This is a genomic window from Variovorax sp. AB1(2024) (genome assembly GCF_037482385.2).
Taxonomy (GTDB): Bacteria; Pseudomonadota; Gammaproteobacteria; order Burkholderiales; family Burkholderiaceae_C; genus Variovorax.
The window spans coordinates 4,648,878-4,665,872 of the sequence record NZ_JBBHKP020000001.1 but is presented as its reverse complement, the minus strand read 5'-3'; the positions used below and the strand labels follow the sequence as shown (position 1 = coordinate 4,665,872).

Sequence of the window (16,995 nt, the reverse complement as noted above, 5' to 3'; positions counted from 1 at the left end):
TTTTTGTGTGCAGTACTGGCAGATTGCATCGGAAAGATGTCTCTGGTGAGACGCATACTAGCCGAGATGCTTAGCAATTAACGCGCCACTGAGCGTGAGTCGGGGAGGGTTTGCATCATGTGTACGGACGTTCTTTCATGACGCGATTTCACGCGTCGGGCAATGCCGTGGGCGGGTCGCGAGGCTTCGCCGCATTGGGCGGATCGCTGCTGGGCGCGGCCCTGCAATTGCAGCAGCCGTCGCTCTGGCCCGCATGGGTCTATGCCGTCTTGCTGCTGGCGGCCGTGGCGGGTCTCGGGCGATGGCGCCGGCCTTTTTTCATCGAACGGCGCCTGCCGGCCATGGTGCTCGCACTGCTTTGCGGAGCCATGGCCGGGGCGGGGCTGGCGGGCTGGCGCGCGGTGGTCTACGCGGGCGGCGCGCTGGCACCGGCGCTCGAAGGGCGCGACCTCGTGGTCACGGGCGTGGTCGCGGAGATGCCGCAACGCAACGAAGCCGGGACGCGGTTTCGGCTCGATGTGGAGTCCGCACGCTGGGCCGATGCGTCCGTCGACGAGCCATTGCCGGTTCCGGGCCACGTCTCCCTCGGCTGGTATGCGGAGAACACGGGGCTGTGGGGGCGCTCATCCGCCGGCAAGGCCGCGTCCGCGAGCCCGGTCGCTTCCGTGCACGCCGGCGAGCGATGGCTGCTTGCCGTGCGCCTCAAGGCGCCGCACGGCAACGTCAATCCCTTCGGCTTCGACGGGGAGCTGTGGGCCTGGGAGCAGGGCATCCAGGCCAATGGCTATGTGCGCACCGGTGCGCGAGATGCCGCGCCGAAGCGCATCGCCGTCACCTGGCGGCATCCGGTCGAGCGTGCGCGCGAAGCCGTGCGCGACGCGATCTTCGAGCGCGTGCCCGACCGCGCGCGGGCCGGCGTGATCGCGGCGCTGGTCACGGGCGACCAGCAGGCCATCGACCGCGCGGGCTGGGATGTGTTCCGTGCCACCGGCGTGGCGCATCTCATGTCGATCTCGGGCCTCCACGTCACGATGTTCGCGTGGCTGGCGGCCCATGTCGTTGGCTGGCTGTGGCGGCGCTGCCCGCGCCTGATGCTGGGCCTGCCCGCGCAGCAGGCCGCGCTGGTCGGCGGCGTGTTGCTGGCGGGGCTCTATGCGCTCTTCAGCGGCTGGGGCGTGCCGTCGCAGCGCACGGTGTGGATGCTCGCGACGGTCGCCACGCTGCGGCTCACCGGGCGGCGCTGGCCCTGGCCGCATGTGTGGCTGCTGACCGCGGCGGTGGTGGTGGCGCTCGACCCATGGGCGCTGATGCAGGCCGGCTTCTGGCTCAGCTTCGTGGCGGTGGGCGTGCTGTTCGCCACCGATGCGTCGGTGCCCGGCGAGCCGCGCGCGCGGGCTTCGGCGCGGCTGCTGGGTTTCTTTCGCGAGCAATGGGTCATCACGTTGGCGCTCGCGCCGCTGAGCCTGCTGCTGTTCCAGCAGGTGTCGCTGGTCGGGCTGCTGGCCAATGCGGTCGCGATCCCGTGGGTCACGCTGGTCGTCACGCCGCTGGCGATGCTGGGCGTGTCCATCGCGCCGCTGTGGGACGCGGCCGCGTGGGCGGTGCATGCGCTTTCGGTGCTGCTGCAATGGTGCGCCGGCTTGCCGCTCGCCACGCTGTCGATGGCCGCGCCGCCGCTGTGGATGGCGGCTTGCGGCGTGGCTGGCGGCGCATTGCTCGCGATGCGCCTGCCGTGGTCGCTGCGCGTGCTCGGCCTGCCGTTCCTGCTGCCGGTGTTGCTGTGGCAGGCGCCGCGTCCCGCGGCGGGAGAGTTCGAATTGCTGGCCGCCGACATCGGGCAGGGCAACGCTGTGCTGGTTCGCACCGCCACGCACAGCCTGCTGTACGACACCGGTCCGCGCTACAGCCTCGAAAGCGATGCCGGCCACCGCGTGCTCGTGCCGCTGCTGCGCGCCTATGGCGAGCGCCTCGACATGCTGGTGCTGAGCCATCGCGACACCGACCACACGGGCGGAGCGCAGGCCGTGCTCGCGATGCAGCCGCAAGCGGACTTGCGCAGTTCGATCGAAGCCACGCATCCGCTGCAGGCCCTGCGTCCGGCGCGGCGCTGCGAGGCCGGCCAGCGCTGGACATGGGACGGCGTGGATTTCGAGGTGCTGCACCCCGCGGCGGACGACTACCAGGCCTTCACCGCCAAGCCCAATGCCGTGTCGTGCGTGCTGCGCATCGGCAACGGCCGTGCCGCCGCGCTGCTGGTGGGCGATGTCGAGCGCATGCAGGAGTCCGCGCTGGTCGCGCGCGCGCCGGAGTTGCGCGCCGACGTGCTGCTGGTGCCTCATCACGGCAGCAAGACCTCGTCGAGCGAAACCTTCCTCGACGCCGTGCAGCCGCGCATTGCACTGGTCCAGGCAGGCTATCGCAACCGTTTCGGCCACCCGGCGCCCGAGGTGGCGGCGCGGTACGCGGCCCACGGGGTACGGCTGGTCGACAGCCCCCGCTGCGGTGCCGCCCACTGGCGCAGCACGCAGCCTGACGATGTCGCCTGCGAGCGCGAGCGCCATGCGCGCTACTGGCGGCATCGTGTGCCTGAACGCGTTGAAATCGTGAATTAATTGTCAAATTAAACGTAAAGTACTCATCACTGAGGTAGCGCCGGCGAGTGGTCGCGTGCGTTATACGGTCTGAAACAACGCAAAGGGAATGCCATGCAAGATCGCAGCAGTTGCCGGTGGGGCCGGTTTTCCGGGCCCGCGCCATGACCACCGCCGTCCCGACCATCACCAGCGCGAGCGCCACGGCCACGTCCGGCGCAAGGCTCAAGACGCACCGCGAGGGTCCGGTGCTGGTGCTGACCCTGAGCAACCCGGCCGCGCGCAACGCGGTCAACCCGGCGGTCTACCGCGCGGCGGCCAAGGCGCTGCGGGCCACCTCGGGCTTTCGCACGGTGCGCGCCATCGTGCTGTGCGGGGAGGGCGAGCACTTCAGCGGCGGCGGCGACCTTCGGCGGCTGGCGCGGCAGCGCAAGTTGCCCGAGGCCGAGCAGCACGGCCACCTCGAGGCGCTGAACGAATGGATCATGGCGATCCAGGAAGCGCCCCAGCCCGTCATCGCGGCGGTCGAGGGTGCGGCCGTGGCGGGCGGTTTTTCGCTGTGCCTGGCCTGCGATCTCATCGTGGCGGCGGAAGACGCCAGGTTCGCGATGTCTTACGTCAACCTGGGGCTCACGCCCGACGGCGGAGGTTCCGATTCGCTGGTGCGTTCGCTGCCGCCGCAGGCGGCCCTGGAGATGCTGCTCGACGGCAAGCCCTGCAGCGCCAGGCGGCTGCACGACTGGGGCGTGGTCAACAAGGTGGTGCCGCGCGGCAGTGCCTGCGCCACGGCGCTCGAATGGGCGCAGGAGCTTTCCCGCGGGCCGTTCGAAGTGCAGGCGCGCATCAAGCAGCTCGTGCACTCTGCCCGGGGCCGCAGCCGGCGGGAACAGCTCGATGCCGAGCGCGAATCTTCCGTTGCCAGCCTCTACGGCGACGAGAGCGGGGAGCGCATCAAGGAATTCCTCTCGCCGCGCAAGAAGCAGCAGCCGCCGGCCGAAACCCCGGTGCGGTAGCCCGCAAAAAAAAGAGCTTCGACCCGTCTCCGGCCGCCGCATAAGGGGTTCTACTGGCCTCGAACTTGCTAAGCTACGGCTCAAGGAGATTGGTCGTTCCATGCACAAATTCGACGAGATGTATGAGCAGTTGCCCTATGCGGGGGCTGCGATCCGACAGCATTACAAGCGCTACGACCAATGGCTCGCGAAGCAACCCGGTGAGGTGATGCGTTCGCGGCGTGAAGAGGCGGAAATGATTTTCCGCCGGGTCGGTATTACCTTTGCCGTGTACGGCGCGAAGGACGAAGACGGTTCCGGCACCGAGCGGCTCATCCCGTTCGACCTGCTGCCGCGGATCATTCCGGCCAACGAGTGGGACAGCATGGAAAAAGGGCTGGTTCAGCGCGTCACGGCGCTCAACCGCTTCCTGCATGACGTCTACCACGACCAGGAAATCATCAAGGCCGGCATCATCCCGGCCGAGCAGATCCTGAACAACGCGCAGTTCCGCCCCGAGATGATGGGCGTCAACGTGCCGCACAACGTCTACTCGAACATCTCGGGCATCGACATCGTCCGCGCCCCCGATGCCGAGGGCAACGGCGAGTACTACGTGCTCGAAGACAACCTGCGCGTGCCCAGCGGCGTGAGCTACATGCTCGAGAACCGCAAGATGATGATGCGGCTCTTCCCGGAGCTGTTCAACCAGAACCGCATCGCGCCGGTCGCGCATTACCCCGACCTGCTGCTGGAGACGCTTCGCGCCAGCGCGCCGCCGGCCACGGCCGAGCCCACGGTGGTGGTGCTCACGCCGGGCATGTACAACAGCGCCTACTTCGAGCACGCCTTCCTCGCGCAGCAGATGGGCGTGGAGCTGGTCGAAGGGCAGGACCTGTTCGTCAAGGACAACTTCGTCTACATGCGTACCACGCGCGGGCCGAAGCGCGTCGACGTCATCTACCGCCGCGTGGACGACGACTTCCTCGACCCCGAGGTGTTCCGTCCCACGTCCACGCTGGGCTGCGCGGGCCTGATGCGCGCCTACCGCGAAGGCAACGTCGTCATCTGCAATGCGGTGGGCACCGGCGTGGCCGACGACAAGTCGATCTACCCCTACGTGCCGAAGATGGTGGAGTTCTACCTCGGCGAGAAGCCGATCCTGAAGAACGTGCCCACCTACATGTGCCGCAACAAGGACGAGCTGCAATACACGCTCGACAACATGAAGGACCTGGTCGTCAAGGAAGTGCACGGCGCCGGCGGCTACGGCATGCTGATCGGCCCGGCCGCCACGCAGGCCGAGATCGAGGACTTCAAGAAGGCCGTGATCGCCAAGCCCGACGGCTACATCGCCCAGCCCACGCTGAGCCTGTCGACCTCGCCCACCTTCGTGGACGCAGGCATCGCGCCGCGCCACATCGACCTGCGGCCCTTCGTGCTCTCGGGCAGCGAGGTGCAGATGGTGCCCGGCGGCCTCACGCGCGTGGCGCTGAAAGAAGGCTCGCTGGTGGTCAACTCGTCGCAGGGCGGCGGCACCAAGGACACCTGGATTCTCGAAGCCGACCGCGCGCCCAAGCCCAAGGCGGCGCCCGCGCAGTCGCAAAGCCAATCGCTGTAGGAGCACGACGAAGATGCTGTCACGTACTGCCGACCATCTCTACTGGATGTCCCGCTACACCGAGCGCGCCGAGAACACGGCGCGCATGCTCGACGTCAATTACCAGACCTCGCTGCTGCCTCAATCCGCCGAAGTCGCCAAGTACGGCTGGCAGGGCGTGCTCTCCATCAGCGAGCTGCTGCCCTGGTACAACCAGAAGTACGACCAGATCGCGCCCAAGGAAGTGATGGAGTTCATGGTCAAGGACGAGAGCAATGCCTCGTCCATCGTGTCCTGCCTCAAGGCCGCGCGCGAGAACGCACGCGCCGTGCGCGGCGCGCTCACCACCGAAGCCTGGGAAACGCAGAACACCACCTGGCTCGAAGTGAACCGCATGCTGCGCGCGGGCGACTTCGAGCGCGACCCGGGCCAGTTCTTCGAGTGGGTGAAGTTCCGCTCGCACCTGTCGCGCGGCGTCACGCTGGGCACCATGCTGCAGGACGAAGCCTTCTACTTCTCGCGCCTGGGCACCTTCCTCGAACGCGCCGACAACACCGCGCGCCTGGTCGACGTGAAGTTCCACGCGCTCAACAGCGAGTTCTTCGGCGCCGCCACCGAGGAAGACCAGGAGTACGACTTCTATCACTGGAGCGCCATTCTTCGCAGCGTCTCGGCCTTCGAGGTCTACCGCAAGGTGTACCGCGACGTCATCAAGCCCGAGCGCGTGGCCGAGCTGCTGATTCTTCGCGCTGACATGCCGCGCTCGCTGCATGCGAGCCTGGTCGAGGTGGTCAACAACCTCGCGAAGGTGCAGAACGAGCAGAGCGCCGAAACCCAGCGCCGCGCCGGCAAGCTGCTGGCCGACCTGCAGTACGCGCGGGTCGACGAGATTCTTGCGACGGGGTTGCACGCGTATCTCACGCAGTTCCTCGACCGCGTGAACGAGCTGGGCGGCCGGATCAGCCAGGATTTCCTGGTGCCTGCGCATTGAAAATCGTGAAAGCGTCATCTCTCTTGAGGGAGATGACGCCCGCTCCGTTCGGAGCAGAGTTTTGACAATTGTTGACGCAACGACATCGGCAACGTCAAAAGTAAACAATATGAATTAACTCGCCTGATTTGATGTTTTTCAGGCGTTTAAAAGCGTGCATTAATACCTTGTAAACACGCGCTGCCCTCCCATAATCGCGGTCCTCAGTTTTCATTTGGTCACAAATGATGCTGAGCTATGACAACTGTGAGGGAGTGTGAGCGATGAATCGGCACTTGCACCGCGTGGTATTCAACGCGGCCAGAGGGATGCGCATGGTGGTCCAGGAAACGGCCACCAGTATTGGGAAGGGCGCTAGCAGGGCGACGACCGCCGCAGGTGCTGCAGCACTCGCAGGTGTACTGATCGCAGGTGCCGCACACGGCCAGATCGCCGGAGCCCCGAACGTCCCCGGCAACCTGCGGCCGACTGTGCTGACGGCCCCCAATGGCGTGCCGCTGGTCAACATCCAGACCCCTTCCTCCGCGGGCGTCTCGCGCAACGTCTACAACCAGTTCAGCGTCGGCGCGAACGGCGCCATCCTGAACAACAGCCGGGTGAACGTGCAGACCCAACTGGGTGGGTTCGTTCAGGGCAACCCCAATCTGGCGACGGGCCCGGCGCGCATCATCCTCAACGAGGTCAACGGCGGAACGCCCAGCCAGCTGCGCGGCTACATCGAAGTGGGTGGGCAGCGCGCGGAAGTGATCATCGCGAACCCGGCAGGCATCAGCGTCGACGGCGGCGGCTTCATCAATGCCAGCCGCGCCACGCTCACCACCGGCACGCCGCAGTTCAACGCCGTGGGCGGTCTCGACAGTTTCCTGGTTCGTGGCGGCACCGTCACCATCGACGGCGCGGGCCTCGATGCCAGCAAGACCGACTACGCCGCCATCCTCGCGCGCGCCGTGCAGGCCAATGCGAGCATCTGGGCCAGCGAGCTCAAGGTGGTGACTGGTGCGAACCAAATCAGCGCGGACCATAGCCAGATCACGCCCACGACAGGTACTGGCACTGCGCCGACATTTGCGCTCGACGTCGCTGCCTTGGGCGGCATGTACGCAAACAAGATCGTCCTGATCGGAAGCGAAGCGGGCCTGGGCGTACGCAACGCGGGCAGCATCGGCGCTGGTGCCGGGGGGCTTGTCGTCACGGCGGCGGGGCGGCTGGAGAACATCGGCACGCTGGAAGGGCAGCGCGTTGAACTGACCACGCCTGGTGACATCTCCAACCGTGGCGGCACGATCCGCCAGGGCAGTTCGGCGGGCCTGACGATTGCTTCGCCGGTCCTGAGCAATACCAATGGTGGAGTGGTCGGTGCCGAGCCCGTGAGTAGCGGTGCAAGTGGCGGCGGAACCGCAACTCCAGAGGCCTCGATGCCGAGCAGCGGTGGGGGCACGGCCACACCATCGACAACGGACGCAGGCGGCACCAGCACCGGGGGTAGTTCCACCCCGGCGAACTACACACCACCCGCACCAGGCCTCATCGCCGCAGGCGGCACCATCTCCAACGACGGCGGCAAGATCTACGCGGGCGGTCCCATCACGCTCAACACACCGCAGGTCAACAACGCGGGGGGCTCGCTCAATGTGGCGACGATGGCTGTCGCGGGGCCGAGCTTCAGCAATGCGGGCGGTACGCTCAATGTCAGCCAAAGCTTCGGGGCGAACGTCGGTACGTTCGACAACACGGGTGGCAAGCTCAATGCGGGCAGTCTGAACATCGCCACCTCCGGCGATCTGCTCAATACCGACGGCGTGTTGAGCAGTGCAACCGATACCGGCCTCACGGTCGGCGGCATGCTCGAGAACACACGCGGCTCGCTATCGGCCGCGGGTGCGATGAGCGCGAAGGTCGCGGGGGCCAGCATCAACAACAGCGGCACTCTGACGTCCAATCAGGCGCTGACGCTGAACGCCGGCTCGCTGCAGAACACCCAGGGCAGCATTCAGTCGGCGCAGTCCAGCGTTCAACTTGGCGTGACCAGCGTGCTGAGCAACGGTAGCGGGGGCAGCATCGATGCGGCCACCGACGTGAACGTCCAGGCCGGTTCGCTCGCCAACAGCGGCAGCATGCGCGGTGCTAATGACGCGAACATCGCGGTCGGTACGGCGCTGACCAACGACGGCAATGTCACAGCGGGCCGCAACACGACAATTACCGCAGGGAGCGTTCAAGGGGGCTCGGCCAGCGTGTTCGGCGCGGGCGTGCAGAGCGACGGGAAGCTCGGCGGTACTGGCGACCTGCGCATGACCGTCAGCGGCGCATTGGCTGCCAACGGCACCAACCTCGCGGCGGGCAACGCCACGCTGCAGGGCGCAAGCGTCGATCTATCGAGGAGCCAGACCAGCGCCGCCGATGTCGTGGTCACTGCGACGCAGGGCAATGTCGTGACGAGCAAGGCCTCCGTCGTCACGCCAGGTACCTTGAGCATCACCGCCAATGCCCAGCCCGGCCAGACGCTGGTCAACGAGGGCGGCCAACTCAACGCCGGCCAGCTCAACCTGAGCGTCTCGAACATCGCCAACACCGGCGGCGGCGAGATCGTGCAGACAGGCGCCGGCGTCACCCGCATCGTGACATCAGGGGCCATCGACAACAGCGGTGCAACGCTGGCGAGCAATGGCGGCCTCGACCTCGCCGCTGCCAGCCTGACCAACAAGGGCGGCACTCTTCGCGCGGCCCAGACGTCGGACCTGACGGTCACGGTAGCAGGCCTGGTGGACAACCGCCAAGGCGAGATGAGCGCCGGCGGCAACGCCGCGCTTAAGGCGGGCAGCCTCGACAACGATGCGGGCCGCCTCACGGCTGCGGGGGATGTGTCGAGCACCACGAGCGGAGCGACCAGCAACCAAGGCGGCACCGTTGCCGCGAACCGCAGCACCACGCTGACTGCCGCAAGCCTGGACAACACGGGCGGCACCGTTTCCGCGCTGAACACGCTCACGGCCCAAGTTCAAGGCGCCGTGACGAATACGACGGGTACGCTGGTCGCCAACCAAGCGCTTGTGCTCGGTGCGGGCTCTCTTGGCAACGACAAGGGCTCGATCCAGTCGACCCAGGCCGCGGCGCAATTGAACGTGAGCGGCGCGCTGGCCAATGCCTCTGGTTATGTCGCAGCAGCAACCAATCTGACGGTCAAGGCAGGCAGCCTCTCCAATGCAGGGAGCCTGCGCGGTGGCAATGACGCCAGCTTGTTGGTGGACGGGCAACTGGCCAACGATGGCAGCATCACCGCGAGACGCAACACCAGCGTCGCAGCTGGCAGTGTGCAAGGCGGCAGTTCGGGTGTGATGGGGGCCGGCATCGAGAGCGATGGCAAGCTCGGCGCAACGGGGGTCCTCCGCGTGAGCGCCAGCGGCGCGCTCGTGGCGATGGGAACTAATCTCGCGGCCGGCAACACCACCTTGCAAGGCGCGAGCGTCGATCTTTCGGCCAGCCAGACCAGCGCCGCGAACATTGCGATCACGGCCACGCAGGGCGATGTCATCACCAGCAAGGCCAAGGTGTTTACCCCCGGCGTGCTGGTGATCACCGCCACCGGCAACTCTGCGCAAACCCTTGTCAACGAGGTTGGTCAGCTCAACGCGCGTCAACTCCAGATCAGCGCGTCGAACATCGCCAATACGAATGCTGGCGAGATTGTGCAGACCGGCGCGGGCGCGACCACCATCGCCGTGAGCGGCACGTTGAACAACGATGGTTCGCGCATTGCCAGCAATGGTCAGGACCTGACTCTGCAGGTGGGGGCGGCGACGAACAACGCCGGCAGGATCGAGCATGCGGGCAACGGCACCTTGACCATCGCAGGCGGCAGCTTCGATGGCGCCAACGGCCAGATCACGACGAACAACGCCCTGGTCGTCGCCATGACAGGGGCTTTCAACCAGGACGGTAGCAAGGCAGCAACCAGCGCCAAACAAATCACCATCGACGCAGCCTCGCTGAGCAATCGCGGTGGCCAGATTGTCCAGACCGGCAGCGATGCGACGCGCATCACCGTGGTCGGTGCGCTGGACAACAGCAACGCGGGTGTCATTGCCAGCAACGGCAACATAAGCATTCGCGCAGGCGGCTTGTTGAATAGAGGCGGCTCCATTCGCGCCGCGGAGGCTTCCAGCCTCGGCCTGAACGTCGGCGGCCTTCTCGACAACAGCAGCAAGGGTGTGATCGGCGCAGGCGGCAACACCACGATCGCAGCAGGCAGCCTCAACAACAACGCTGGCAGCGTAACTGCGGTCGGTGACCTCGGCGCCACCATCGCAGGCACTGCAACGAACGTCGGTGGCACGCTCGCGGCCAACGGCAACACCACGGTTGGCGCCGCCAGCCTGGACAACAGCGCGGGAACTACCGCCGCAGTCAACGGCAAGCTGGCTGTCACGACGATGGGCCAGACGATCAACAACAGTGGCACCCTGCAAGCAGGCGCAATCACCACCTTGAGCAATGGGGGACTGCTGAACCGATCGGGCAAGGTGTTCGGTGACAGTCTGAGCGTGGACACCCGCGGCAACGCGCTGGACAACGGTGCGAGCGGCACGATGGCCGCAACCACGACGGTTGCCATCAGCTCCGGCGCTCTGACCAACGACGCCGGATTGATCCAGTCGGGTGGCGCGATGACCATCAACACAAATGGTCAGAGCCTGAGCAACACCAATGCGTCGAGCTACAGCAACCAGCAGGGCGGCATCACCAGCGCGGACACACTCGACCTGAAGACGGGCGCGCTGAACAACACAGCCGGCTTCGTCGGCTCGAAGAATGCGCTGACCGCCGACACACTGGCATTCACCAACACCGGCGGTGGCCTGGTGCTTGGCCAGTCCGCGGTGTCCATCAACACGCATGGCGCGAGCTACAAGAACAACGGCGGTAAAACACAGGCAGCGGGCAATGTCTCGATCAATGCTTCAGACATCCAGAACTCGAGCGGCCTTGTGCGCTCGCTGGCCACGACGACGCTGAATGCCGGCTCCATCGTCAACACCAATACCCAGGGCACCGACCAAGGCATTGAAGGCAAGAACGTCGTCATCGGCACCGGTGCGCTGAACAACGACGCGGGGGCGATCCGCGCCGATGTCAACGCCACCATCACCAGCGGAGGGACTGTCAGCAATAAGAGCGGGCTGGTCTCGGCCGGCGATACGCTGGCTGTCGTCGATCCGAATGCCGCGAATCCCGGTGCCAAGACGCTGAACCTCGTGAACACCAACGGCACGTTGGTGGCCGACAAGAGCCTGAAGATCGATGCAGCCACCTTCAGCGGCGACGGCAGGGCTGTGTCGGGCAAGGACCTGGGCATTGCACTCAAGCAGGACATCGTCAACAACGGCGAGGTGAGTGCCAATGGAAACCTGAGCTACACCACCACAGGCAACTTCACCAACAACGGCAAGCTGCTGGCCGGCCAGACCCTCACGGTAGGCGGCAACAACGTCGACAACACCGCCAATGCGGAGATGTCCGGTCCGAATACCGTGGTAAACGCTAGCGGTACGCTGACCAATCGAGGCCTGATCGACAGCCGAGGTGCAACGCAGATCAACGCCGGCACGCTAAAGAACATCGGCACGGGTCGAATTTACGGCGACGCAATTTCCATTGGCGTGGGCGCGCTCGAGAATGGTGCGGAGACTGCCAATGGCGTGACAAAGGCCGCGACCATTGCGGCGCGCGACACCTTGGACATGGGCGCAGGCTCCATCACGAACCGCGAGCACGCACTGATTTTCAGCTCGGGTGACATGTTCATCGGAGGAGGCCTAAATGCCAACCGCCAGGCCACTGGCCAAGGCGGCACGCTCGATAACCTGAGCGCCGACATCGAATCTCTGGGCGACATGACCATATCGATGGCCAACGTCAACAACAGGGACGTGCACATTCAGATGGGTACGCTGAAGGTGACGTCTGAAGTGCTGACCGGCATCGCCCCCAAGACGCTCGTGGGCAGCGGTGTAGGCAGGACCACGACTTACCCCTTGAACGAAGTCAATGTCGATCCGGCCAGCGGCTCCGTGTTCCGGAAAGACACCGGCGAACTCGTCGGTATCGGCGGCTATGCCATCTGGACCAACAACCTCACGACCACTGAAGACACCGCGATCAACATCGACCCTGCTCGCCTTGTGGCGGGCGGAAACCTGAGCGTCAATGGGCGTCTCTACAACGAGAACGGCCAGGTTCTGGCTGGCGGAACGATCACCGCGACCAGCTACCAATCAAGTCAGCTGAACGGCCAGCGCACAGTCACGGGCCTTGCGAATGTGATCGACAACCAAGGCGCGGTCCAGGGCGTAAACATTCCGCTCTTTGCCGCCCCGACATCGGTCTCTCTGGGCGCGTACAAGTACCAGGAACACATCAACGCCAGTCAAGGCTTCAACGCCGGGGTCGCACCTGTTGGCGGTGCGACGGGCAACGCAAGTGGCGCCGGGGCTGTCAACGGTGGAAGCGGCCCGGGCGTCGTAGTTGAAGTCGCTGCCAATGTTGGGGGCGTGATCAGGGCCGACGGCCAGCGTGCGGGCGGAGCGTCAGGCGCAAGCGGACCTGTCGGCACGGCAGGAACAGTTGCTGGCACGAGCACTACGAATGTTGCCGTGAGTGGGCCGGCACAGGGGGCGGATTCGTCGGCCCAAGCCGGTGCGAGCCGGACCGTGCCGATGGTGGTGCGAACCAGCACGCCAGGCATCGGCATACCCACGGCCAGCCTGTTCAGCATTCGTACGGGCGGGAGCTACTTGGTCGAGACTGATCCGCGCTTTGCCAATTACCGCAATTGGCTCAGCAGCGACTACCTGTTGAACAGCCTCAGTCTTGACCCCAACCACATCCTCAAGCGGCTGGGCGATGGCTTCTACGAGCAGAAGCTCATTCGCGAACAGGTTGCCCAACTCACGGGCTATCGTTACCTGGACGGCTACAGCAACGATGAGGAACAATACGCGGCGCTGATGAACGCGGGCGCGACCTTCGCACAGCAATACGGCCTGCGCCCCGGAGTCGCACTGACGGCAGCGCAGATGGCTCAGCTCACCAGCGACATCGTTTGGCTGGTCGAGCAGACCGTGACCTTGCCAGACGGGACGACGCAGCGCGTTCTGGTGCCGCAGGTCTATGTGCGCGTGCGGCCCGGCGACATTGACGGATCGGGGGCGCTGCTGGCGGGCAACCAGGTCAAGATCGATGGCAAGGACAACAACCTGGTCAACACGGGCACCATCGCCGGTCGCCAGTTGGTCAGCATCAACGCCAACACCATCGACAACCTGGGCGGCCGCATCAGCGGTGGTCAGGTGGGGCTGAAGGCCCAGCTCGACATCAACAACCTCGGCGGCGTGATCGATGCTCGGGACAAGCTGACGCTGGAGGCCGGGCGTGACATCAACGTCCGCACGACGACGGCCTCCGGTCCACTCGGCAACACGGGCATCGACCGTGTCGCAGGCCTGTATGTGACGAACCCCGGCGGCACGCTGGTCGCCAGCGCCGGGCGCGATATCAATCTGGTCGGTGCCATCGTATCCAACCAAGGAGGAGGTGGTCTCACTTCCTTCACGGCAAAGAACGACATCAACCTTGGGACCGTTACGACGTCCTCGGCGATCCTCGCCCTGGGCGAAAAATGGAGCGGCTACTCCATCACAAACAAGGAAGTCGGCACGACGATCACGACCAACGGGACTACGCTCCTGAATGCCGGCCGCGACATCAACGCCCGGCAGGCGACGGTCGATGCAGGCAACGGCCTGTTGAGCATGCACGCCGACCGCGACATCAACATCGCGGCGGGGCAGATCGATGTGTCGGGCGCTTTCATGCGCGAGTGGAAGGAAAAGGGGCTCTTCAGCCGGACCGACAACACGCTCTCCGGCGAATACAACTTCAGGGCCAGCGTGGGTAGCCGATTCTCGGGCGGAGTCGTGTCCATGGATGCCGGTAGAGACATCGGCATTGAAGGCTCGCACATCAGCGGTACGCAGGGTGTGGCGATCAGCGCCACCAGAAACCTCGCCATCGTCGAGGGCCGTAACACCGGCAGCGTCAGCGCCGAATTGCAGAGCAACAAGAAAGGCATCGGCGGCCTGACAGGATTGCTTGCTGGTACGCCGACCATGCCGTCGCTGCCCTATGGCAAGGCCACCACCACAAGCGCTAGCGTCCAGACTGACACGGCGTCCGCAAGCACGATCACCAGCAGCCAGGGGGGCGTGCTGCTCCAGGGAGGCAGCGTCTTTCTCCAAGGTGTGCAAGTCGATGCGGCCAAGGACATCAGCATCAAAGGCGGCAATGTCGTCATTCAGGCCGCGACCAACAGCAGCTCGGTCACTGGGTCGACCAATTCGCGCACCAGGGGCATTGAACCGGGCCAGATCCTCTGGCATGACCCCAGCACAGGCATCAACGCCCGCAAGGCGACCGAGACCAAGGTCGAAGACAGCAGCCTGACGCGCACGACCCTCAACGGGGCGAACGTGTCTATCGAGGCCGTCGATACGCTGGCCATGGCCGGTACGACGGTGAACACGCCCGGCACGCTGACCTTGCAAGCCGATCAGCTCCTTCTTGGCACTCAGACCACCGAGCACAGCGAGCAGACCACGAGTCAAGGTCGTGACTTGGCCTACCAAAAGAACAAGGACAAGGGGCAAAGCGACCAGACCACCAACTACAACCAGTTCAATTCTGGCAACCTGACGGTCACTGCAAACCACATCCAGGCTGGTCTGGGCGCCAGGGACAGCGTCGAGCAGTTGGCCAAGCAGCCGGGCATGGGATGGGTGGACCAGCTGACGAACGATCCCAAGCTCAAGGACAAGATCGACTGGCAAAGGGTTGAGGAGGCTCACAAGAACTGGAACTACGACCAGCAGGGGCTCACGCCGGAGGGGGCGGCCATTGTGACGATCGTGGCCGCGTACTTCACCGCAGGCGCGGCTTCCGAGCTTGGTGCTGCTGCTGGCGAGGCGGCGGGTACGGCCGTGAACGGTGGCGTGGCTGTCCTGGGCGAGGGGGGATTCATAGCGTCCACGGGTTTCACCGTTTCCACTGTGGTGAGCGGCGCCGTCACAGCAGGCATTTCAGCGTTGGCCGGCCAAGCCGCAGTCGCTCTCATCAATAACCAAGGCGATCTGGCGGCCGCTCTGCACGATCTGGGCAGCAGCGCCAATGTGAAGAACCTGCTGACGGCCATCGTCACCGGGGGCGTTCTCGGGGTGATGGATCTCAATCCGACTGGTTCACCTACGCTCAATGGCGGAGCGCAGCCATTTGTTGATCAGTTGCGGCAGAACCTGATCGCAAGCGCGGCACGGGCGGTGATCGGAACGGCTATCAACGGGGGGAGCTTCGAGAAGAACCTGAAGGAAAGCCTCGAAAACGCCATTCTCGACACTGTGGCTGCTCAGACGGCGTATGAGATTGGGAATCTCACACAGGCTGGCGTCATTGACGATTTCACCAACAAGGTCGCCCATGCGATTGCTGGATGCATGGTCGGGGCTGCGCGTGCGGACAACGCGGCTGGGTGTGGTGCTGGTGCCCTGGGAGCCGCCATTGGCGAACTGGCTGCAGAGACCTATGGCAAACGCGCGGACACGACTCAGTTTGCAGCCATGATTTCCGGGCTTGCGGTTGCCATTACGGGAGGCGATGCTGCGCAGATCAATCTAGGCAGCCAAGCAGGGTCCAATGCGGCGGCAAACAACTATTTGAGCCATGACGAGGATGTCGCTCGGAAAAAGGCGCGCGCCGATTGCTACAGCGGCAACGACAAAGCCTGCGCTGAGGCCGCTCGGCTCGACAATTTGGACTTCCGGCGCGATCAACGCGTTACTGCGTTGGCCAGCAGTTGCACCGTGGACTGCTCCAAAGTTGTGGAATTCATCAACAAAGAGATAGCAGCTTTGGGGTGCGGCAATGGTCCCTACGTGTGTGACGATGCCACGCTCAGGCAAGCATGGAGCACCGCGCAGGTCAACGCACAAGCGCTTCAGGCCGGGATGGGGCCCGAAGATGTAGCGCTCCTGGCGTACGGGTTGGCTCGTGGTGGGATTCGATTGATCGAGGTTCTCGGTAGTGCTGGCAGAGAGACGCGGATATTCGTGCCCGAGGCGTTGAGCTCTGCACGGGCGGCATCTGAGAGCGCCGCGGAGGTCGGTGCCGGTTCTGCGGCTTGGAAAGCGCCTGCGGGCTATGACGCTTTCAATTTGCCCGGTCTGCCGGCGCGCTCTCGCGGCATTGTGGACACCACGACAGGTGAGGTAAAAGTGCTGTCTGGGACAGGACAGATCGTCGATGTGCCTCCGAGTCCACTGCCACCATGGACTGCCGCGGTGGACAACAGCAATATCAGGATTACGTGGGGTAGAGGAAATCAAGCGCAGGGCATGCCTTGGGAGGACTATATAGCGACGCAGATGCCTGCCAATGCAAGGTTGCCCCAGAATTTTGATGTATTTGATTTCTTCGACCCAAGAACCGGTATTGCGACCAGCGCAAAGACTCTTGATACGCTTACTGCTGCAAAAATAAAAGACCCAACCAGCGTTTATTATTCAATCAAGAAAAATGTCGATGCTGCAGCCAATTTCACCGATGCCACATTGAGCGGGGTGACTCTAGACTCAAGTAAAATAGTCGGACGAGAGTTGGTGATTGCTGTGCCCGCCGCCACAACCCCGGCGCAGTGGGGGCAGATATTTAATGCAATCTCGTATGGTCAGTCCGTGGGCGTCAAAGTGATCGTATCGGCAATTCATTAGAAGAGGT

Annotated in this window: 5 protein-coding genes; all 5 read left to right on the top strand. The window is 64.5% G+C overall.

The genetic code is table 11. From position 1 onward, the window contains the following. Window positions 1-137: 137 nt before the first annotated feature. The 5 genes from WIX39_RS21705 to WIX39_RS21685 all read left to right on the top strand — a co-directional run bounded on the left by WIX39_RS21705 (window position 138) and on the right by WIX39_RS21685 (window position 16,988). Window positions 138-2,612, top strand: coding sequence for a DNA internalization-related competence protein ComEC/Rec2 (locus WIX39_RS21705; protein WP_106933965.1), 2,475 nt, complete (start codon window positions 138-140; stop codon window positions 2,610-2,612). Window positions 2,613-2,755: 143 nt separating this feature from the next. Continuing rightward, on the top strand, window positions 2,756-3,604 hold the full coding sequence (locus WIX39_RS21700) for an oxepin-CoA hydrolase, alternative type (RefSeq protein ID WP_081267166.1): 849 nt from the start codon (window positions 2,756-2,758) through the stop codon (window positions 3,602-3,604). 100 nt (window positions 3,605-3,704) lie between these two features. Next, window positions 3,705-5,204: a circularly permuted type 2 ATP-grasp protein gene (locus tag WIX39_RS21695; protein WP_081267165.1), complete on the top strand. Its 1,500-nt coding sequence runs from the start codon at window positions 3,705-3,707 to the stop codon at window positions 5,202-5,204. Window positions 5,205-5,217: 13 nt separating this feature from the next. Further along, the gene (locus tag WIX39_RS21690; RefSeq protein ID WP_081267164.1) at window positions 5,218-6,174 is read left to right on the top strand and encodes an alpha-E domain-containing protein; all 957 of its coding nucleotides are present in this window, start codon (window positions 5,218-5,220) and stop codon (window positions 6,172-6,174) included. 263 nt (window positions 6,175-6,437) lie between these two features. Further along, entirely contained in the window at window positions 6,438-16,988 is a 10,551-nt protein-coding gene (locus WIX39_RS21685; protein ID WP_409195810.1) for a filamentous hemagglutinin N-terminal domain-containing protein, read from the top strand. Window positions 16,989-16,995: the final 7 nt, after the last annotated feature.